The following is a 20,869-nucleotide window of genomic DNA, read 5'->3' as shown; positions in this document are numbered from 1 at the left end:
CAAGTCCGAATTGGAGGAAATTCAATGAGTTTTTTCAAGAAACTAAAAGAAAGCATTTCTAGCAAAACTGAAGCGGTGACCAATAAATTTAAGGAAGGCCTGGCCAAAACGAGGAACGCTTTCGTTGAGAAAGTGGAGGATTTAATTCTTCGCCGCAAGAAAATTGACGAAGAATTTTATGAAGAGCTGGAGGAAATTCTGATCGGTGCGGATGTGGGCGTCAATACGGTGATGGAGCTGATTGACGATCTGCGGGCGGAGGTTCGCAAGCAGAAGATCGAGGATGCCGCCGAGCTGAAGCCTATACTCTCGGAGAAATTGGTCAAGCTTCTTAAAGGGGACGAGAACAACTCGCTAAGAGTGTCAGACAATGGATTGACGGTCTACCTGTTTGTCGGCGTGAACGGTGTCGGCAAGACGACCACGATCGGCAAGCTGGCGCACCGCTTTAAGCAGCAGGGCAAGAAGGTGCTTCTCGCCGCCGGGGATACGTTCCGGGCAGGAGCGATTGAGCAGCTGGAGGTGTGGGGCCAGCGGGTCGGAGTCGATGTGATTAAGCAGCAAGCCGGCTCGGACCCGGCGGCAGTCATGTTCGATGCCGTCCAGGCGGCCAAAACGCGGGGAGTCGATATTCTGCTGTGCGACACGGCGGGCCGCTTGCAGAACAAAGTCAATTTAATGGAAGAGCTGAATAAAATTTACCGGGTCATCAGCCGGGAAGTGCCTGACGCTCCTCACGAAGTGCTGCTGGTGCTGGATGCCACGACCGGACAGAATGCGCTTAGCCAAGCGAAATTATTCGGGGATAAGACCGGCCTGACGGGCCTTGTGCTGACGAAGCTCGACGGTACGGCGAAGGGCGGAATTGTAGTGGCCATTCGTCAAGAAATGAACATTCCGGTTAAACTGGTCGGCCTCGGGGAAAAAATGGACGATCTGGAGCCGTTCGATTCCGAACAGTTCGTGCATGCCTTATTCGCCGGCTTAATCACGGAAGAAACTGTAGAGGAAGAAACCCAAGCTTGAACATGGACTTGGAAATCGCCGTTCCCAATAAGGGGCGGCGATTTTTTTTAGCCTATATCTTTCACCTACAGTATAGCTGTAGTTTTTCAGGTTGTTGAAAACATTGAATAGCCAAATGGCCTGATTATGAAGGGCCCGCCTTTGCAACCGGATTCTATATGTTCCGTATAATAAGGTAACCAAGTAATGGGAGACGGAAAGGGGGAGGCGAGATGTTCTACAGAGGCCGGGTTCGTCCAAGCAGGCCCGCATCTTTACTTGGCATGATTGTCGGAATTGTTTTCGTGATTATCGGATTTACGATGGTTATGCCTACGGGGGGAATATTTGGAGTGCTGTGGACGGTCATTGCGATAGCCATTACCGGGTACCACGGTTATAATTTGTTTTCCAGCCAGGGAGCCGCGGAATGGGAAGTGGATGTCAGACCGGACAGGCCGCTGAACCGCAGTATGGAGGAAGCAAGCGTTGATTTTGAAGAAAAGCTGAGGAAGCTGGAGAGATTGCGGAGAGAAGGGCTGATCACCGAAGAGGAGTTCAAGCAGAAGCGCGATGAGGTTATGCGCGATAAATGGTAAAGATGATTTGAAGGACCGTTGAAACGGTCCTATTTTTAAATAAATGTATAAGTTATACTTTACCTGTTCTTGTATTTCATTGGTGAACGCGCCTGTCCAAAGGACAGTGATAGCCGCTTATCCTTTCGCCAGGAATATTAGGATCTGCGTTTCATCCTCGATATGCTCCGTTAGGAGCTTTTTTTAATTCTGGGGCTCCCCGCTAAGTACCCGGAATAAGCTTCGAAGTGGTTTTTACAGGGCTCCATGGATGTCCGTTTCCATTTTGCTTGTCTTGTCATATTCTATCATATTCATGCACGGTAATCGCTGTAAAGCATAGAAGAGGCCATAAGGAGGAGATCTGATGTCCGCAGGGGTGACCGTATGGTTTACCGGACTATCGGGAGCGGGCAAAACTACGCTATGCGGGCTTGTAAAAGCCGGATTGATTGCTGCGGGTGCCCGGGTCGAGGTTCTGGATGGAGATGACGTGCGCAGGCATCTGGCTCCGGATTTAGGCTTTTCCAGAGAGGATCGGATGAAAAATATAGAGAGAGCGGCGTTCGTCGCCCGGCTTCTATCTCGAAACGGAGTGATTGTGCTGGCTTCTTTCATCACTCCTTATCAGTCTATGCGAAATTACTTGCGGCAAGAGCTTGACCCCTATATTGAAGTTTATGTCCGCTGTTCGTTGAAGGAATGCATCCGCAGAGATGTTAAAGGGCTTTACCGCAAGGCGCTGAGGGGGGAGGTGCCTCGATTTACCGGCATTTCGGATGAATATGAGGAGCCGGTAAATCCGGATGTCACAGTGGATACCGAACAATGCAGCAAGGAGGAAGGGGCACGGCTGATCCTGGATTTTTTGAGGAGACGGTCCTTTATATAACAGTTCTCTCCGGCATCGATATGTAATCGGAAATAAAGGCGGCAAGCCGCTTGGAACGGGAGGAGGACAGGATGGAAGAGAAGGAAAAGCCAATTTTGCTATACATGCATATTCCCAAAACAGCCGGGACGACCATGTATACTATTCTGCTAAACCAGTACAGGGCCGAGGAACTGTTAACCTTTTATTATCAATGGGATGATTATGTCCGGGCTGCAAGTCAATTGCCGGACATGATTAGGGGTTCCCATTCGCAGGTGAAATGTATATTTGGACATTTTTTTTTCGGTCTTCATGCCTATATTCCGAAGCCGGCGATTTATGCCACCATGCTCAGAGAACCGGTGGAGCAGGTGCTTTCCTTGTACTATTATATTAGAAGGGTCCCTGAGCATCCGCTGCATTCGCAAGTCGTTCAAATGAGCCTGGAGGATTATTTAACGAACAATAAGACCTATTTCGCCAGTTGGAATCCGCAAGCATCCCAGCTCGCCAACCCCTTTATACCCGATTTGGATAAGGCTATAACCCATCTGGACACTTTCTATGCGTTTGTTGGAATTACGGAAATGTTTAACGAAAGCCTGTTTCTGATGAATCGTTTATTCGATTGGAAGCAGTCTTCTTACCAATACTGGAACGTCACGGAGAAGAGACCGCAGCAGCAAAATATCCCGCCGGAGCTTATCCAATTGATTCGCGAAAAAACGAAATTGGACGGCGGGCTATATCATTATGCAAAGCTTCGGCTGGAGCAGAAGCTGGCGGCCTTGACTCCGGAGGAAATGAAGGAACTGCAAATTTTCAAGGAACAATTGGAGAATAGGAAAAAGACCTAATAATACCAATAGATCCATAAAATTCACATTTATAGATATGTGGAAAATATTTCACGGTATGCATAATTACGTGATGTGTAGCGCATACATTACCGTTTGCCAAATTCTGTGGATGTTCATTCCAATACGAGTATGGTAGCCTCCTTAATGCCAAAACTTATCGGTTATGAAAGATAAGTACGGGGGATGTTTTTTGCGGAAAAAGCTTATATCGTCTTCCGCTTGGGGTGAAGCGTCGACAGACGCGGGGTTGTATCCTCAATCCTAACCCGACAGCTAACCTCGTCGGCAGTACTTAAAGGAGAACCTTGTCTATGAATCGATTGATTTCCAAAGTCCCGTTCCGAATCATTGCCGTGATCACCGTTGCTATCAGTTTGGCTACGACCGTATCCGCCGCCTCCCTGAAATGGAACGAAACCGAAGCCCATGGAACGGATCCTCGGGAGATGAAGTTCGCACAGTGGGTTAAAGCGCCGCAGCCTGTTCCTGCGGGGCAGCAGGCGGATCAACCGCAGGGGGATGCTTTAGCGGCTGCAGCACCCGAAGCGCCGGCTCAGGAGGAAGCTCCGCCCGTTCAGCAGAGTTCGCCCGCTCCCGCTGTCCATGCCCAGCCTTTGGCCGCATCCACTCCTAAAGCCAAAGCGGACAAACCGAAGCAGGAGGAGAGCAAATCGGCTCCGGCGATGCGCGCTGTACCGGTGAAAGCAAACGTCATCGTTACTCCGACCGGGCAAACCTTAACATATAAGAAAGCAATTCCTGCGGTAGCGTCTGCCTATACGGCATCGGCCGAGGAAAACGGAGGCTACGCAGGACGTGATTATTTCGGAAATCCTCTGCAGGTCGGTAGTATTGCAGTGGATCCTGCCGTCATCCCGCTGGGGTCGAAGGTCTTTATTACCGGCTATTCCTATGACGGGCTTCCGGCAGGAGGAATGGTAGCTACAGCTACCGATATAGGCGGTGCGATCAAAGGAAACCGGGTGGATGTTTTCGTTCCCGATTCCCGGCAGCAGGCGATGAAATTCGGCAAACAAAATGTGCAAATCTACATTCTGGATTAAGTAAACAGCAGCCGGAGTCCCTCTTCTTCCGGCTGCTGTTTCTATAGCTCCTGTACATATCATTCAAACGATTGGTTAACCGATGGAAAACCCGCACTATTTGCTCTTGGACATGTTCAGCAGCTGGGGAATCGTAACAAGCTCATAACCGTCCGCCTGCAGCTTCTCGATAATTCCGGGAAGGGCCTCGATAGTTCCCGATAGGTTCTGGCCGTCGCCTCCTGCGGAATGCTGAAGGATAATGGCTCCCGCATGCGCATGATTGAGAATATTGGCGGAAACCTGCTTCGCGTCAAGCCCTTTCCAATCCAACGAATCTACATCCCAATTGACGATCAGAAATTGATTCTTAATCGCCCATTGAAGCTGTTCTTCATTTATCGCTCCGTAAGGAGGGCGTATATATTTCGGTTCATAGCCGATCAGACGGCTGAGAATGTTCTGGGTCCGATTGATTTGCTGTTCAAAGACGGTGACCGGCAGCTTGGGAAAATTCGGGTGATTGTAGGAGTGGTTTCCTATGACATGCCCTTCCTTAGCAATTCGTTTCACGACTGCCGGATTGGCCTCCGCCCGATAGCCGACCAGAAAGAAGGTGGCTTTGACATTGTACTTCTTTAGAACATCCAATACTTGCGGAGTGAATCTTTGGTCCGGTCCGTCGTCGAAGGTCAGAGCGACCTTCTTTCCTTTGGAAGAGCCCTTGAGCCGAAAGGAATCGGGATATTTAGCCCTTAACTCGGACAAGGTCAGTTGAGATGACGTGCCCGAGGATTGTCGGGTCGTTTTATTCCCGGCCGCGACCTCACCGGACTGCTTGGGCAAAGGCTTGGGCTTGCTTAATTTAGCTTTCTCCTTATGCTTGTCCGGCTCAGACGGTTGAGGAGCCTGCGCTGCAGGAACGGGAGGCTGCTCCCGGACAGACGGCGATGCTTTCGGTTCAGCCGGTGAACGGTTCTCCTTGCCGCCGGTTGAAGGCTTCGGCGGTTCTGTTGCGGGCGGAGCGGGATCTGCCGGTTTCTCCGGAACGGGAGAGGCTGCGGGCAGTTTAGGAAGAACGGCCTGCTCTTGTGTCCGTTCAGAGTTCTGTTCGACTTTGGACATGAGCGAATCCGTCGTATCCGGTCCGAATGGCTGCGAGCTGTTATCTTTTTCCCTGCCGATACCGCATCCGTAAACAACGATGAGCAGCAAGCTGAGTGCAATTAGATACAGATGGCGGCGTTTCATAGTTTCTTCCCTCCGATATTTTTCATATTCTATTATTTTGTTATGACCAGGGGGATTTATCCGTTAAATCATAAATTGGCAAAAGAATACAGCCGGAAGGATCGGTAAACCGAATTCCGCACGGAAACTGAGCTGAAGGATGCCGCCACGATCGACGGCTGCGGACGATTCAGGTATCGGATGCAGAATGGTATGGCTGTCAAGGTTATTCGCTTGACAACAATAAACGGGTCGGTTACAATAAGCAAAGTGTGTAAAGTGTTTTTCCTTGACGGGGGTGGAAGCCATGCCCGGGCATCCGATGCTGGAGAAGACAAACCGGATCAACCTGTTGTTTGATTTTTATTCGGAGCTTCTGACGGAGAAGCAGAGAACATTTCTGTCCTGTTATTTCCACGACGATTATTCGCTTGGAGAGATTGCTTCCGAATTTTCTATCAGCAGGCAAGCGGTATATGAGCATATCAAGCGAGCAGAGCTGATGCTGGAGGAGTACGAGCGGAAGCTGCGGCTTCTGGCGAAGCATGAGCAGCGGACAGATTGCCTGAACCGTCTGGAAGACCTTCTGGGCGAGGCGAGCCCCGATCTTCGGAGCAAGGCGGTACCTTTGTTGGAGAAGATGCGTCTTGTCGACTGATCATGTAATATTGGATGTTAAGAGTAGTTAAAAACATAGATTCGAGCGGTATAAGGTCAGGAGGTGGCGTAAATGGCATTTGAAGGGTTAACTACCAGGCTTCAGAATGTGTTCGGTAAGCTGAGAGGCAAGGGGAAGCTGTCGGAAGACGATGTGAATGAGGCACTGCGCGAGGTACGGCTGGCGCTTCTGGAGGCCGATGTCAACTTCAAGGTCGTTAAGGAGTTTATCGCCAAAATTAAGGAACGGGCCGTGGGACAAGAAGTGCTCAAGAGCTTTACGCCCGGAATGGTCGTTGTTGAAATCGTCAATAAAGAGCTGACCGAGCTGATGGGCGGAACCCAGAGCAAACTGGCCAAGGCGAATAAGCCGCCGACCGTCATCATGATGGCCGGACTGCAGGGGGCCGGGAAGACGACGACAACCGGGAAGCTGGCGAAGCTTCTGCAGAAGCAGAATCACCGTCCGCTGTTGGTAGCTTGTGATATTTATCGTCCCGCCGCCATTAAACAGCTTCAGGTATTGGGAGACCAGATCAAGGCTCCGGTATTTACGATGGGGGACCAGGTCAGCCCGGTGGAGATCGCCAAATCGGCGCTCGCTCATGCCAAGGAGAACGGCAACGACTACGTCCTGATCGATACGGCCGGACGACTGCACATCGATGAACAATTAATGGACGAGCTGAAGCAGATTGTGGCGGAGGTTCAGCCGCATGAGATTCTGCTGGTCGTTGACGCCATGACCGGCCAGGATGCGGTGAATGTAGCAGAGAGCTTCCACAAGCAGTTGGAATTGACCGGCGTTGTTCTGTCCAAGCTTGACGGGGATACCCGCGGCGGGGCGGCCATTTCCGTTAAAGCGGTAACGGGATGCCCGATCAAATTCGCCGCATTGGGCGAGAAGATCGATGCTCTGGAGCCTTTCCATCCGGACCGGATGGCCTCGAGGATTTTGGGAATGGGCGATATGCTCACACTGATCGAGAAGGCCCGGTCCAGCATTGATGAAGAGAAAGCGAAAGAAATGGAGAAGAAGCTCCGCAATGCGGAGTTTACCTTCGAAGATTTTCTGGAGCAGATGGAGCAGATGAAGAAGCTCGGACCTTTGGACCAGCTTCTTGAAATGATACCCGGAATGAACAAAATGAAGGGTATGAAGGATTTCAAGATCGATGATAAAAAAATGGCCCGCACACTCGCGATCGTCAAATCGATGACGACCGAAGAGAAGCGTAAACCGGAATTGCTTAATGCCAGCCGGCGCAAAAGAATTGCTCTCGGCAGCGGAAACTCCATTCAGGAGGTTAACCGGTTAATTAAGCAATTTGAAGATATGCGCAAGATGATGAAGCAATTTTCCGGCATGATGGGAGGTAAGGGCGGCAAAGGCTTGAAAGGGAAATTGGGTAAAGGCTTCAAGTTCCCCTTCGGTTGAATAACCGCCGGCGCAGCCCGGAAATCTTGTAAGGAGGTGAATTGATCCATGGCAGTTCGTATTCGTTTGAAGCGGATGGGTGCTCACAAAGCTCCTTTTTACCGTTTGGTTGTTTCCGACTCTCGCTCTCCTCGTGATGGCCGTTTTATCGAAGAGATCGGTACTTACAACCCTCTGACTCAACCTGCAGACGTTAAGATTGACGAAGAGAAAGCATTGAAATGGCTCCAGAACGGGGCACAAGCTTCCGATACCGTTCGCAGCTTGTTCAGCAAAGCTGGTATTATGACCAAATTCCACGAGCTTCGGCATCAAAAATAATTCCGTCTGTTCGGAGGGTTATCATGAGGGATCTGATATCCGTCATAGCTAAAGCACTGGTCGATCATCCGGAAGAAGTTCAAGTGAATGTGGTGGAACAAGAGCATGCGACCGTTTATGAGCTTACGGTTCATCCTTCCGATGTCGGCAAGGTGATCGGCAAGCAGGGGCGCATTGCCAAAGCGCTGCGGACCGTAGTAACATCGGCAGCGGTTAAAGAGAATAAGCGCGTTTCGGTGGAGATTGTCTCCTGACGGAAGCGAACGGATTAAAGGGGTAGGGTCACCTAGCCCTTTTCCCGTATCTTCTTAATCCAATATTACGGAGGTCATTCATGAGTGGAAAATTGTTTAACGTGGGAAAAATCGTTAATACACATGGCATTCGGGGAGAATTGAAAGTCGTCCCCCACACCGATTTTCCCGACATTCGTTTTCGCAAGGGAAGCCGATTGGTGCTCACCGATGCAGAGATGACAACACGGGTGCCTGTCATTGTCGAATCCGGGCGTCCTCAGAAAAATGTCTATCTCGTTAAATTTTCCGGTCTGGATGATATTAATCAAGTGGAGAAATATAAAGGTTGGATGCTCAAAGTAACGGAAGAGGATCTGGTTGATCTCGAAGAAGGCGAATATTATTATCATCAAATCATCGGATGCACGGTTCAGACGGAGGAAGGGGAAGTGTTGGGCACGATAGATGAAATCCTGTCTCCCGGAGCCAACGATGTGTGGGTGGTAAACCGTCCCCAAGGCAAACCGGTCCTGGTGCCCGTTATTGATGATGTCTTGATAAATGTCGATGTGGCCGGCAAGCGGGTCACGATCCGTGTGATGGAAGGTATGATGGATTAGAATGAATATAGATGTTCTGACGTTGTTTCCGGAAATGTTTGAGGGCGTATTCGGGTCAAGCATACTGGGCAAAGCCCGGGAGAAGGGGATTGTCTCCTTCCGGACGATCAATTTCCGCGATTATGCCAATAACAAGCATAATACGGTGGATGACTACCCCTACGGCGGCGGGGGAGGAATGGTGCTGAAGCCGGAGCCTATCTTTGCCGCTGTGGAAGAACGGATGGCCGGATTGCAATCCCAGCCGCGTATCATTCTGATGTGTCCCCAAGGGGAGACGTTCACCCAGCGTAAAGCGGAGGAGCTGGCGGCCGAAGAGCATCTTATTTTTATTTGCGGCCATTATGAGGGTTATGACGAAAGAATTCGCCGCTATTTGGTCACCGATGAGCTGTCCATAGGCGATTATGTGCTGACCGGCGGAGAGATTCCGGCCATGGCCGTCATTGATTGTGTGACTCGGCTTCTCCCAGGGGTGCTCGGGAATGAAAGCTCTGCCGTAACCGATTCTTTCAGTACGGGATTACTGGAATATCCTCATTACACGAGACCTGCCAAGTTTAGAGATTGGGAGGTTCCGGAAGTCCTGCTCTCCGGACATCACGGAAACATTGACAAGTGGCGGAGACAGCAGTCTCTGTACCGGACCTTTCTGCGCCGTCCTGAATTGCTGGACAACATTCCCCTTACCAAGGAGGAAAAAGGATGGATAAAGGAGTGGGAAGCGAGCCGCGAATAAGGCAGCCGCCCCGTACGGAAAGCTGCGAGGCTTGACTTCCAAGGAGCTTTCTGTCCCATCCGAATAGGGTCTTCGTTAAAAAAGTCCCATAAGCCGCAGGGGAAAAGAACCCCGGACGGCTGCATACCATGTACTTCCTCGGATTTACCGGAGGCAAGTAGATGGTTTTTTTGTATGGATTAGGATTTTTTTGGTGATGCATTTTCCGGTATAAGGAGGTCGCTTTTATGGTCCTAGTTCTTATATACTTAAAGAAAAGCAATTCTTAAATAAAGTTGGCAATAAAAATTAATATAAAGTCATTGCAGTATTTTAATTATTGGATATTATATAAGGAGGAGGTATTTTTCAAATATTTAAGATTCGGTGGAAATAAATTTCCATCCGATCAACTGGAACCAATAAGTAATCGGGTTTCAGAACAACTAGAACATGGCCTAAATAAAAAGGGGGAAACAGTGTTGTTATTAAAAAAGGGAAAATGGCTCGTAATGTTGCTTGCACTCGTCATGCTTGTTAGCGCTTGCGGTGGCGGAGGAGAAGGTTCTTCGAAACCGGGAGACGGGGACAAGGGAGCGGCAGCCGGTGAGAAAAAGATAACGTTTTGGACGATTTCGCTAAGCCCGACCTTCGATGACTACATCAATGGGGTTATCAAAGCATTCGAGGAACAAAATCCGGGAGTTAAGGTTGAATGGCAGGATATTCCATTCGATAATGTGGAGCAGAGAACACTTACTGCAGCCGCTTCCGGGCAGCTCGCAGATGTGTTGAACCTGAATACCGACTACTTGAAGAAGCTGTCTGCACTCGGCGCAGTAGCCAATATTGACGAGCTTCTGCCGGATGCGAAGAAAGATTTCTTCGAAGGAGTATGGACTTCAGGACAATTCGAAGGAGTAACGTATGCTCTGCCATGGTATCTCTCCAATGCCGTTATTCTTTATAACAAAGAACTGCTAGCCAAGGCCGGATTTGATCATCCTCCGGCAACGGAAGAGGAAGCATGGGAAATGTCTGCTGCCATTAAAGAAGTTACCGGGTTCTATGGACATTCCATTAAAGATATTCATTTATACCTGCCTAGATACGGTATCAACATCGTCAGTGACGATTTCAAATCGGCCGCCTTCAACAAACCGGAGACGGTAGAGATCTTCAAGAAATTTAAAGAAAGATATGACGCAGGATTAATTCCTGAAGAAATTTTGTTGGGACAAGCTAAGATTCCGGAATGGTACGCTCAGGAAAAATTAGCTTTCTGGCAAACCGGACCGCAATTGTTCCGTCAAATCAATGACTTGTCTCCGGAAGTATATAATAAATCCGCAGCGGCTACCAACCTGGTAGGCTCCACAGGACAATCCCACGTTGCCATTATGAATATTGCGGTTTCCGAGAAGAGCAAGCATAAGGAAGAAGCGGCCAAATTCGCTCAATTTATTACGAATGCCGAGAACCAACTGGCCTTCGCCAAAATTGTCGCTATTCTTCCTTCCGTTAAAGAAGCGGCTAAAGATCCGTTCTTTACTGAGGGAGAGAATTCCGAAGATCCTGCGGAAAGAGGCAGATTCCTTGCAGCGCAGCAGCTTGAAAAATCCGTTGATATGCTGGCGCCTGTAGAAAATGTAAGCCAGATTAACAAAACGATCAATGAAGAGTTCCATAGAGTATTGCTGGAAGGAAAAGATCCCGCTCAAGCAGTTGCGGATGCGGAGGCTGAAGTGAATCGTTTGTTAAACCAATAAGAGCAGTTTTGTTCATCTAGCTGTGCCAAGCACAGCTAGATGAATCTTTTCCGGAGGTGTCCTAATGTACAAAACAAGACATGCATGGTTTTTCTTAACCCCAACCTTATTATTGTTGTTCACCTTCAGCCTGCTTCCCGCTATTATGGCCTTTTTCTTGAGTTTTACCACTTATAATATTTTTCAGCCTACCCAATGGGTAGGGGTGGATAACTATATTGCCGCCTTCAAAGACCCTAATTTCTGGAATGCGATGACGAACACGTTTTACTATTGGATTTTAGTAACACCGGCTTTGATTATCTTTCCGATTTTTGTCGCAATCCTAGTGAACCAAGCATTGATCGGAATTAAAATATACCGGCTGGTTTTCTATTTCCCTGTTCTGGTCTCGGTAGTCGTTACCGCATTTCTGTGGCAATGGATGTTCCAAAGCGATGGTATCTTTAACTATATTTTGAGCCTGTTCGGGTTAGACCCTGTGAAATGGCTGATCAGCAAAAACATGGTTATGCCAAGTCTAGCTATTGTGACCATCTGGCAAGGGCTCGGATATTATATGCTGTTTTATTTAGCCGGTCTGCAATCCGTTTCCCAGGATTTGTACGAAGCGGCCGAATTGGACGGGGCGGGATTCTTTCGCAAGCATTTTTCCATTACTCTGCCTTTGCTGCGGCCGATTATTTTCTTCGTTGCGGTCATGTCTACAATGTCCGCCTTTAAGGAATTTACGCTGATGCTGACCATGACTGAGGGCGGCCCGCTCAAAGCCTCCACTACAGTCGTTTATATGGTGTTCGAGAAAGCGTTTGTCAACTTGGAAATGGGTTACGCCAGTGCGATCTCTTTCATCCTGTTTGCTGTCATCCTGATCTTGTCCATCATTAACAGAAGCTTGATAGAGAAGGAGGATTGATCCGTCATGGCCAAACCTAAAATTTCCAAACGCAGATTTATTCATACTCTGGTTTCATATTTTTTTCTCACTCTGCTGGCTATTATTACGATCGTTCCTTTCTTGTGGACACTTTCGACTTCGCTGAAAGGGCAGAACGAAACCATTTTTTCAATGCCGCCCAAGCTGATTCCCGAGAACTTTACCTTTGAGAATTACTTGACCGTGTGGAATTCCCTTCCCATCCCTCTATATTTATGGAACAGTATCGTTCTGGCATTCTTCGGGGTTCTGCTTCCGCTGATTTTCTGTTCCTTGGCCGCGTTTCCACTAGCCAGAATGAGGTTTAAAGGCAGGAACTTCATTTTTCTGTTGATTATCGCCACGATGATGATTCCTGGAGAAGTAACGATGATTCCGGTTTACCTCATTCTGAATAAGCTGAACCTGATTGGAAGCTTTGCGGGAGTCATTATACCAGGTGCGGTATCCGCCTTCGGAATTTTCCTGATGAGGCAGGCCTTTCTTGGGATTCCGAAAGAAATTGAAGAATCCGCAATTATGGACGGAGCCAGTGTATGGCGGATCTGGATGTCAGTCCTGATGCCAATGGTTCTGCCAATGATGGCCACTCTCGGGATATTGAGCTTCATTGGCTCCTGGAACAACTTCTTGTGGCCATATCTGGTTCTTGAAAATGAGAAGCTCTACCCGCTGACGATCGGACTTTATAAATTGAAAGGAACGTTCGTAACCAATACCCGTCTGGTTGCTGCCGGAACGATGGTTGCTTTGATTCCTATCCTGGCCGTATTCGTCTTCTTCCAAAGGTACTTTATTCAAGGAGCTTATTCCAGCGCGGTTAAAGGCTGAATAAGCGAGCGAGGGAAGACGGGGAAGTACTTTCTTTAAACGGGACAGCCTCGATTTCAGCTTCCGCACCGATTCTAATTCTATTTAACTGCAATACACTTCATTGTGTTGAATTCTGTGGTTGGATATGGTAGAATATCTTCTGTTGTGGTTTTCTTTATCAAGATGGTCCTCTACCGCGTAACGGCATTAATCAGAAAATAAGTTGCGGTATGAACATCTGTGTGGAAGGAGGAGTTTAGATGAATATTATTCAGGAAATTACGAAAGAGCAGCTGCGTACAGACATTCCAAGTTTCCGTCCTGGGGATACGCTGAAGGTATACGTTAAAGTTATCGAGGGTTCCCGCGAACGGATTCAGCTTTTTGAAGGTGTCGTTATTAAGAGACGCGGCGGCGGAATTAGCGAAACGTTCACAGTCCGCAAAATTTCGTATGGTGTCGGAGTGGAAAGAACCTTCCCTCTGCATACTCCGAAAATCGATAGAATCGAAGTGGCACGCCGAGGAAAAGTACGTCGCGCTAAGCTTTACTACCTGCGCAAACTTCGCGGAAAAGCCGCCAGAATTAAGGAAATTCGATAAGAACAGTAGAGGGGGCTTGCTATCAAGCCCCTTTTCGTTTACCATTTAGGAATCTTTAAGTTCCTTACAGCGTTAATATGAAGTACATAAAGATTCATATTGGCATGACAAGCTTCCGATAAGGATGGATTTGGAAGAAGCCTCTTGGAAAGGTTTGATAGGAGCTTTTGTTGACGAATACGCTTCGAAGGCCATGCGTCAATTAGTGGAGTTATTTTAACCACTTGGCTGTGGATGCATGCGGATCGTAATTAGGATTAGGGAAATACATGATTAATGTAACGGGGGCCGTCCAGACCCTCTCCTGAAAATCGGAATGAACTTACAGAAAGCGGGTGTCGGATCATGGAACAAGAACAAACCTCCGATCACCCTACTCCGGTAAAGAGTGAAATTTGGGAATGGGCAAAGGCGCTGATCATTGCTGCGGTTCTCGTGTTGTTGATCCGCTGGTTTATATTCACTCCGTTTATTGTGGAGGGCCCTTCCATGCAGCCCAATTTCGAAACCGGAGAGAGGCTGATCGTCAACAAAATCATCTACAGCATACGCAAGCCGCAGCGGGGCGAAGTGATTGTGTTTCACGCACCACAGGGCAGGGATTATATTAAGCGGGTGATTGCGCTGCCTGGAGAAACCGTCAAGATTGAAAACAACAAAATTTATGTCAATAATGAAGAGCTTGAGGAACCATATATTCAGGAAGCGGTTGCCAGAGAACTCCAGAATGGCGATTACTACAATTCGGATTTTGCGGAGATGACCGTTCCGGAAGGTCATATCTTCGTGATGGGCGACAACCGTCCGAACAGTCAGGACAGCCGCGCACCTATGGTAGGTCCGGTACCGTATGACAAGGTGGTTGGCCGGGCCGATGTTATCTTCTGGCCGCTCTCCAAAATCAGTGTAGTGAGTCATAAGTAAAGGCATGGCCGCGCGAAAAAAATGAGGTGATCCTGTGACCATTCAATGGTTTCCTGGACATATGACCAGAGCGAGACGGCAAATTCAGGACAAGCTGAAATTGATCGATCTCGCCATTGAACTGATGGATGCCCGAATCCCGATCTCGAGCCGCAACCCGATGATTGATGAAATTATCGGAAACAAGCCGAGGCTGATTCTGCTGAACAAAGCGGACTTGGCAGATCCGGCAGTAACGGCCGAATGGGTGCAAAGGCTGAAGCGGGACGGCGTGGACGCGCTTCCGATCGATTCCATTTCGGGCACGAACGTGAAAGAAATCATTCCCCGCTGCAAGCATCTGCTTAAGGATCGGCTGGAGGCCCAAATTCGCAAAGGAATGAAGCCGAGACCGATCCGTGCGCTGATCGTCGGTATCCCTAATGTCGGCAAATCAACTTTGATTAACCGGCTCGCTGGACGCAAGGCGGCGATTACCGGGGACCGCCCGGGGGTAACCAAGGGCCAGCAGTGGATTCGCATTGCAGGAGAATTGGAGCTGCTGGACACGCCCGGTATTCTGTGGCCGAAGTTCGAAGACCAGCAGGTCGGGGTCCGGCTGGCGGCGATAGGCTCCATCAAGGATGAAGTCATTCATCCGGAAGATGTCGCTTTTCACGTCATTCGTTATATGGTTCCGCATTACCCGCAGGCGCTTTGCGAACGGTACCAGCTGGAAAGCCTCCCGGGGGATCTAACGGAGCCGGAACCGGTGATCGAAGTGATGGAAATGATCGGCCGCCGCAGAGGATGCCTGCAGAGCGGAGGTACCGTCAACCTGGAGAAGGCATCGGCTCTGTTTCTCAGAGATTTGCGGGACGGCAAACTGGGGCGGATCAGTCTGGAGCATCCCGGCGAATAATGATGTATTTCCCGGTAGAAAGAGGCACAGCTCTTAAGCTGTGCCTCTTTCTTTTCAATAATGATATTCTCGTTTTTCGCACAGTTCTTGAAAATGTTTCTAACGGTTTTTTCATCTACACCAACCGATTCTGCGACTTCTGTAAAAGGCTTGAACAATGACTGTTCTTCAATGGATTTCAACAGTCTTTTAGTCATACTTCGCTTTTCTTCAACCGAGCTAAGGCGTTCCCAAAAGGTAGAACCACATTCGCGGCACTTATACCTTTTTCTGTTCAGTTGAAGGCCCACGCGCTTTAAACGAATGGGCAAATCCAATATGATTTGTATTCTGCTTCCATGTTTGTAAAGCTTCGTTCGGCGCCCGCAATGAGGACAAGACAAAGGGGGAGATTTCGTTTCAACGATTATCAGCATATCCTTTTCGTTTTCTTGAATGTCTTCCAGTACTATAAATTCAGATAAACCCAATATAAAATCTTTCATTTATACACCTCTCGGTGAAGACATTGCTTAAGATTTTATTTTAGTCAGAGGAAATAAGTATATCAGGAAAAGAACCCCCATTGCCGAATATGCCGTCACAAGCCCCAGCCCATCTGTTAATGTACCCGCGGCTACCGGTCCAGCCATCATACCAAATGAATAGGCTGTGTTATAAACAGCATAAGTCAGGCCTTGTGAAGCAGAACCTGTCTCTTGAGAAATATCTGCCAATTTAGGGAGTGCAGGAGTCAGAACCATTCCAAGAGCAATTCCCAACAGAACTAAAGTAACAACTTGCAACCAAATAAGAGTTGGCAAAGCGTTTAGTGGAAGGACAATGGCTGCCATTACAATCCCAATTCTTATGGTCTTGACATGCCCGATTTTAGTAGAAATAGATCCAATGAGTGGTGCGGCCAACCCATAACCAAGAGTTACCACAACGAACAAAAGCCCTATAACACCCGGTGAGATTTCCAAGTTTTCATTGAAGTGAATCGGCAATGTAGGCTCAATGCTTGCAAATACCGATGCGCCAACAACGGCAACCCCCGCAATGGTTAAAACATGGCGGTTCCGCAGTATTTGAAAGGGCGATGTAAAGCTCTCCGACCTTGTTTCAGAGACATTGCGGAGCAAAAGCATACATAGGATCGCTGTAATAAGTGCAATCCCTGTAGCTATAGAAAGTGGTATCCGCCAGCTTCATAAAGGCAGCCTCCAATTGGAGGGCCCAGCAGCACCCCTGCTGCTTGACCAGACATCGCCAAGCCCATAGCTCTGCCCCGCTCTTCTTTGGGGAAGACGTCTGCCAGCAATGCTAATCCGGCTGTCCATGGAATTGCCGCAGCCAATCCCTGCAGCAAACGTGCTAACACAAGCACCCAGAAACTTGTTGCGAAAGCATATATTAACGTTGTTGCAGCCAGTGCGATAAGGCCTGAAACCAGCAGCTTTTTTCTGCCCACTCTATCTGATAAAGCACCAAAAAGCGGGGTAGCCATAAATAATGCAAGGGCATAACTGGCGAATAACAAACCTATTTCTGATTGTGTGGCGCCTAAAGATTCAGCATGAACGGGTAAGAACGGCACAACTAAGCCATACATAAGCATATCTGCAAATATGGCCAGAATCACTACAACTAGAACAGATGATTTAAGGTTTCGGACCATTTTATTTCTCATCCCTAATAAGTCTTATTATTTCTTCTATAGACTTCAGCTGCAGCTCGCATTGCTCATACATATTGTTAAAAATAACATGGATATGATCCGGGATTTTCCCTAATGCTTTCTGTTTTAACTCATACCCGACTTTCATTTTATTGAAGATATTTATAATTTCCTCCTTTTGCTTCTCTAAGCTGTTTAAGATTTCTTCATTATCTAAATTTTCCATAAAGGTAAGCGCTGTATAAAAAGCTGCCGGGAAAACAACAGAAGAATAAGAGAATGAATTGATCAGTAGCTGGTTTAATTCGTCCTCGCCAATTTCCGTGATTCGAAAAATGGACCTGGTTCTTAGCCCCGTATTTTCGACTTTTTCCAAGACTACCTTTCCTTCTTCTTGCATCTTCTTCAATGCATGATAAATAGAAGCCGGTTTGACGTACGCCCAAATATCTGTCTGTGACGATTCCATCATTTGTTGAATTTCATATCCCGACATCGGACCATGTGCTTTGAGAAGCCCTAATACCATAGCTCGTGTCATATATTCATCCCCTCCGTTATGATACTAAGTGTTTAATACTAAATGTTTAGTATTTGTATAAAGGTATAGAACAAAACAAAAGGTTTTATAAAAGAGATAAGCGGGTTTCCACTAAATACTCCGAATGGATTGGGTTTGACCACATCCCCGTGACCTTTATTTCATTATAATAATGCGGAACATTGAAAGCCGATCAGTTGGCGGAGCGTCAAGCCCTGCGCCAGCCGGCCAGGTGGAAATGCCAAAACAGCGGCGGTATGGAATACCGATCATAGGGATTCTTCCAATCTTTTGCATAAAGAATCCATATCCTCCAGCCATGACCAATAATGCTTCATTTCCTGATGAATTCGCTGCAAATCCTCGGGCTTCGGCCCCAAGTCCGATATATACCGGCAAGTCGGTATAATATCGCGATACATGGTGTATCTGGAGGGGGATCGGGTATAGTGGCATGGGTTCGCTTCGGCCGCTATTTCAGACTTTTAAGCTGGATGAATCATCAATAAAAACCAGGCGTTCTTTTTTCGCGATCCTTCTTGCCGAGCCTTCTGACAGATATCCCCTTAAGTCAGGAAACGAACGATACGGTTATCGGGAATTCGATTGATCGGTACAGGTATGGGATAGATAGCGAGCCGACCCGGACGAAGCTGGAGCGACCTGAGAAAGTTCAAGGCTATGGGGATTAGAAGTACTCATCAGCCAAGTGCAACTGAGCCGAGGGGATAACGGTCAGAGGCATGGGAAAAGGGATATGAATCCTGCCCAAAGTACCTGAGTAAAAGGGACAGTGATCCTAGGTATGGGGAAAGAGAATTTGTCCCGGCAAGCAGGCACTGAGCGAAGGGGATAACGGTCAAGCAGGGATGATAGCAAGCAACGAGGAGACAGGCACTAAACGGAGGGGGAGCGATAAAGAGGGGGAAATAATGATCGATGTAACTATATTTTAGGTTAACCAGAGGGAAACCGTAAATCCGGAGTACGTAACGGGAGGATCATAAACGATGATTTAATCTTTGATTGAGACGTGGGGACAGGGGGGCGTAATGGCGTAATCCTTAAAGATAAATGAAGATTATATAGCCGGAGTTTTATCAAGGATGTAGCACATCAAAGGAGGGACAAGGTATAATGGTCGAGAGGAGGGGGATTCATGCTTGAGTACGAACAAGCGCTTTGGAATCAGCATTACCGGCTGATTGCCGGTGTGGATGAGGTAGGGAGAGGCTGCTTATTCGGCGATGTAGTGGCCGCTGCGGTTATCCTGCCTCCCGGTCGAATGATCGAAGAAATTAATGATTCCAAGAAGCTGACCGCTAGCAAAAGGGAACGGCTGTATGAAGAAATTATGGAGTGTGCCTTGGCTGTTGGCATAGGACAGGTAGATTCAGCGATGATCGACAAAATCAATATTAAGCAAGCGGCACGGTTGGCAATGAAGAAGGCGGTGGAACAGCTTGATGTTCAGCCGGATCATTTGTTAATCGATGCGGAGAAAATAGATTGCGATATTAAACAGCTGTCGATTATTCACGGGGACGCATTAAGCCAGTCCATAGCGGCCGCCTCCATTGTAGCCAAGGTCACCCGCGACAGGATGTGTCTTCACTGGGACACCGATTTTCCCGAATACGGAATTGCTATACATAAAGGATATGCCACCAAACAGCATCGGGAAGCCATCCTGGAATACGGTCCGTGTCCCATGCACCGTAAATCATTTCTCGGCAGGCTTCTAAACGTTCAGGAGCAATTTTTATTTTAATATCCCTATTTTACTTAGTTAGTAAATTGAAGTTAATAGAGTATTAAAATGGAACAGTTTCCTGATCGGCATAGAAAGCTGCCTCTAATCCCGTGATAATTCATCTTCCGGGGCTCCCCGCGAAGCATCTGGAATACGTTTCGAAGGTTAGGGCGTGACTTTGTTGGGGTTTTTAACAGGGCTTCCCGCAAAGTACTATTTAAACCTTTATCGAAGAAAAGCAAGAAGATCAACCGCGTTTAGAGAAAGGTTTTGACGCCGCCTCCGGTTGGAGAGCGGACGGAATATGCTTCGAAGGTTACGCATCACCGTTGTACGAAAAATTAATGCGTTAAATGCGACCGACAGGTCATGTATGTTTGTGGGGTATTTTTACAGGGCTCCGTTCAATATTACCGGATTTATGCCGATAACTATATTATGAATTGACATTGAAGCGAAATTGCTCCGGATTAAGGTCAGTAAGGGGGGGATAACGGTGAATATCGGCCATTTGCTGCGTCAGTGGATTGGTGAAGCCAGGGCTACTGAAGGCAAGGCACTGGAGCTGAAAGCCGGGCAAATTGTGAGAGGAACCGTGCTTCAGCTGCTTGCCGACCAAGAAGCGATGCTCATGATCGGCGGTGTCAAGCTGAGAGCCAGACTCGAGACTCCATTACAACAGGGGGAATCGACTTTCCTTCAAGTATTGGCTGAAACCAGAGCCGGCCAGATCCGACTGAAGCCTGTTCAGGGTGTCGGGACTCTTCTACCGGAAGCTCCCCTGTTGGAAATGTTAAAGGAATTTGGATTGAAGGATACCGTGTCCAATCGTCAGCTTCTCCTATGGATGCAGCAGTCATCCGTGCCGTTGACGAGAGAGAATGTATCGTCATTGTCAGCCATGATAGCGAGGATGCCTGCGGGAATGCCGGCGGAAGAGTGGAGCCAGGCGGCGATGCTGGCCGTTAAGCGGGGATTGCCGCTAACGGAGACTAATGTGACGGCCCTTCACCAGGCGCTGTTCGGCAAGCCGCCGCACGAAGGACTGCAGCAGTTGGCGGCCCAGCTTAAGCATAGTCTGGAAGGGCAGGACATCCTGCGTCCGGAGCTGCGCCAACTGCTGAACCAGGCGCTGCGCGCCACCGAGGGCGTCATCGCTCTGGGCGCTGCACGTCTGCCTGCGTCCGCTGCAGCGCCCGCCATTACTGCGCCGGTCACCGCAGCCCTCCCGGCCGCCTCCAATCCGGGTGCAGCCCCGGCTGGGGGCGAAGGAGCCGGCGCCGCGGCAGCAGTACCGGGCGGGCCGGCGCCCGCGCCTGCGCCAGCGCTGCAGCCCCCGGCTGCTGCCGGGCAGGCTGCCTCCGGCGCAGCGCCCGGCCAGGCCAGCGC

The 20,869-nt window shown here is 48.6% G+C and carries 22 protein-coding genes, 2 pseudogenes and 1 riboswitch; of the genes and pseudogenes, 19 read left to right on the top strand and 5 right to left on the bottom strand.

The window, feature by feature from the left end:
- Positions 1-24 precede the first annotated feature (24 nt).
- From ftsY to ACTHRH_RS15210, 5 genes are all read left to right on the top strand, one after another.
- Complete coding sequence (gene ftsY, locus ACTHRH_RS15230; RefSeq protein ID WP_440416366.1) at positions 25-1,026, top strand: signal recognition particle-docking protein FtsY; 1,002 nt, start codon at positions 25-27, stop codon at positions 1,024-1,026.
- 212 nt (positions 1,027-1,238) lie between these two features.
- Positions 1,239-1,604 carry an SHOCT domain-containing protein gene (locus ACTHRH_RS15225; RefSeq protein WP_440416364.1) on the top strand — a complete coding sequence of 122 codons (366 nt, stop codon included), beginning with the start codon at positions 1,239-1,241 and terminating at the stop codon, positions 1,602-1,604.
- 346 nt (positions 1,605-1,950) lie between these two features.
- A complete protein-coding gene (gene cysC / locus ACTHRH_RS15220; RefSeq protein WP_379285308.1) occupies positions 1,951-2,475 on the top strand; it encodes an adenylyl-sulfate kinase in 525 nt (174 codons plus the stop codon).
- A gap of 71 nt (positions 2,476-2,546) precedes the next feature.
- The gene (locus ACTHRH_RS15215) at positions 2,547-3,314 is read left to right on the top strand and encodes a hypothetical protein (protein WP_379285306.1); all 768 of its coding nucleotides are present in this window, start codon (positions 2,547-2,549) and stop codon (positions 3,312-3,314) included.
- A 138-nt stretch (positions 3,315-3,452) separates the two neighbouring features.
- Positions 3,453-3,620: riboswitch (cyclic di-AMP (ydaO/yuaA leader) on the top strand.
- Between the two features lie 8 nt (positions 3,621-3,628).
- Positions 3,629-4,381 carry a 3D domain-containing protein gene (locus ACTHRH_RS15210; protein ID WP_440416361.1) on the top strand — a complete coding sequence of 251 codons (753 nt, stop codon included), beginning with the start codon at positions 3,629-3,631 and terminating at the stop codon, positions 4,379-4,381.
- Between the two features lie 96 nt (positions 4,382-4,477).
- Here the strand turns inward: ACTHRH_RS15210 and ACTHRH_RS15205 are convergent, their stop codons facing one another.
- Entirely contained in the window at positions 4,478-5,611 is a 1,134-nt protein-coding gene (locus ACTHRH_RS15205) for a polysaccharide deacetylase family protein (RefSeq protein WP_440416359.1), read from the bottom strand.
- 286 nt (positions 5,612-5,897) lie between these two features.
- Here ACTHRH_RS15205 and ACTHRH_RS15200 point away from each other — a divergent pair, with 286 nt between their 5' ends.
- The 12 genes from ACTHRH_RS15200 (at position 5,898) to ylqF (ending at position 15,526) form a co-directional block, all read left to right on the top strand.
- Entirely contained in the window at positions 5,898-6,248 is a 351-nt protein-coding gene (locus tag ACTHRH_RS15200) for a putative DNA-binding protein (RefSeq protein ID WP_440416357.1), read from the top strand.
- Positions 6,249-6,320: 72 nt separating this feature from the next.
- Positions 6,321-7,685 (top strand): signal recognition particle protein, encoded by a 1,365-nt coding sequence (ffh, locus tag ACTHRH_RS15195; RefSeq protein ID WP_144933229.1) that lies wholly within the window; start codon positions 6,321-6,323, stop codon positions 7,683-7,685.
- Between the two features lie 48 nt (positions 7,686-7,733).
- Entirely contained in the window at positions 7,734-8,006 is a 273-nt protein-coding gene (gene rpsP / locus ACTHRH_RS15190) for a 30S ribosomal protein S16 (protein ID WP_144933227.1), read from the top strand.
- A 23-nt stretch (positions 8,007-8,029) separates the two neighbouring features.
- Positions 8,030-8,260 carry a KH domain-containing protein gene (locus tag ACTHRH_RS15185; protein WP_144933225.1) on the top strand — a complete coding sequence of 77 codons (231 nt, stop codon included), beginning with the start codon at positions 8,030-8,032 and terminating at the stop codon, positions 8,258-8,260.
- 80 nt (positions 8,261-8,340) lie between these two features.
- Entirely contained in the window at positions 8,341-8,862 is a 522-nt protein-coding gene (rimM, locus tag ACTHRH_RS15180; RefSeq protein ID WP_440416354.1) for a ribosome maturation factor RimM, read from the top strand.
- Position 8,863: 1 nt separating this feature from the next.
- Positions 8,864-9,601: a tRNA (guanosine(37)-N1)-methyltransferase TrmD gene (gene trmD, locus ACTHRH_RS15175; RefSeq protein WP_440416352.1), complete on the top strand. Its 738-nt coding sequence runs from the start codon at positions 8,864-8,866 to the stop codon at positions 9,599-9,601.
- A gap of 458 nt (positions 9,602-10,059) precedes the next feature.
- On the top strand, positions 10,060-11,349 hold the full coding sequence (locus ACTHRH_RS15170; RefSeq protein ID WP_440416350.1) for an ABC transporter substrate-binding protein: 1,290 nt from the start codon (positions 10,060-10,062) through the stop codon (positions 11,347-11,349).
- 64 nt (positions 11,350-11,413) lie between these two features.
- Positions 11,414-12,265, top strand: coding sequence for a carbohydrate ABC transporter permease (locus ACTHRH_RS15165; protein ID WP_440416348.1), 852 nt, complete (start codon positions 11,414-11,416; stop codon positions 12,263-12,265).
- A 6-nt stretch (positions 12,266-12,271) separates the two neighbouring features.
- Positions 12,272-13,117, top strand: coding sequence for a carbohydrate ABC transporter permease (locus ACTHRH_RS15160; RefSeq protein ID WP_144933216.1), 846 nt, complete (start codon positions 12,272-12,274; stop codon positions 13,115-13,117).
- Positions 13,118-13,359: 242 nt separating this feature from the next.
- Entirely contained in the window at positions 13,360-13,701 is a 342-nt protein-coding gene (rplS, locus tag ACTHRH_RS15155; protein ID WP_144933215.1) for a 50S ribosomal protein L19, read from the top strand.
- A 345-nt stretch (positions 13,702-14,046) separates the two neighbouring features.
- Positions 14,047-14,625, top strand: a complete 579-nt coding sequence (gene lepB / locus ACTHRH_RS15150) for a signal peptidase I (protein ID WP_379285285.1) — start codon at positions 14,047-14,049, stop codon at positions 14,623-14,625.
- Positions 14,626-14,659: 34 nt separating this feature from the next.
- A complete protein-coding gene (gene ylqF / locus ACTHRH_RS15145) occupies positions 14,660-15,526 on the top strand; it encodes a ribosome biogenesis GTPase YlqF (RefSeq protein WP_440416345.1) in 867 nt (288 codons plus the stop codon).
- Positions 15,527-15,555: 29 nt separating this feature from the next.
- Here the strand turns inward: ylqF and ACTHRH_RS15140 are convergent.
- The 4 genes and pseudogenes from ACTHRH_RS15140 to ACTHRH_RS15125 form a co-directional block, all read right to left on the bottom strand.
- Positions 15,556-16,011 (bottom strand): annotated as a pseudogene (locus tag ACTHRH_RS15140) (transposase family protein); the annotation flags it as partial.
- A 27-nt stretch (positions 16,012-16,038) separates the two neighbouring features.
- Positions 16,039-16,656, bottom strand: a complete 618-nt coding sequence (locus ACTHRH_RS15135) for an MFS transporter (protein ID WP_379285279.1) — start codon at positions 16,654-16,656, stop codon at positions 16,039-16,041.
- A 35-nt stretch (positions 16,657-16,691) separates the two neighbouring features.
- Complete coding sequence (locus ACTHRH_RS15130; protein WP_379285277.1) at positions 16,692-17,186, bottom strand: MFS transporter; 495 nt, start codon at positions 17,184-17,186, stop codon at positions 16,692-16,694.
- A 1-nt stretch (position 17,187) separates the two neighbouring features.
- The gene (locus tag ACTHRH_RS15125; protein ID WP_440416343.1) at positions 17,188-17,727 is read right to left on the bottom strand and encodes a PadR family transcriptional regulator; all 540 of its coding nucleotides are present in this window, start codon (positions 17,725-17,727) and stop codon (positions 17,188-17,190) included.
- Positions 17,728-18,886: 1,159 nt separating this feature from the next.
- Between ACTHRH_RS15125 and ACTHRH_RS15120 the strand changes: the two genes are divergently transcribed.
- Positions 18,887-19,498, top strand: coding sequence for a ribonuclease HII (locus tag ACTHRH_RS15120; RefSeq protein ID WP_379285273.1), 612 nt, complete (start codon positions 18,887-18,889; stop codon positions 19,496-19,498).
- A gap of 478 nt (positions 19,499-19,976) precedes the next feature.
- Positions 19,977-20,869 (top strand): annotated as a pseudogene (locus ACTHRH_RS15115) (hypothetical protein); the annotation flags it as partial.

It is taken from the genome of Paenibacillus sp. SAFN-117 (genome assembly GCF_051966115.1).
Lineage (GTDB): Bacteria > Bacillota > Bacilli > Paenibacillales > NBRC-103111 > Paenibacillus_L > Paenibacillus_L residui.
Note: the sequence above shows the minus strand (reverse complement) of the source record. Positions and strands in the feature narration are given on the sequence as shown.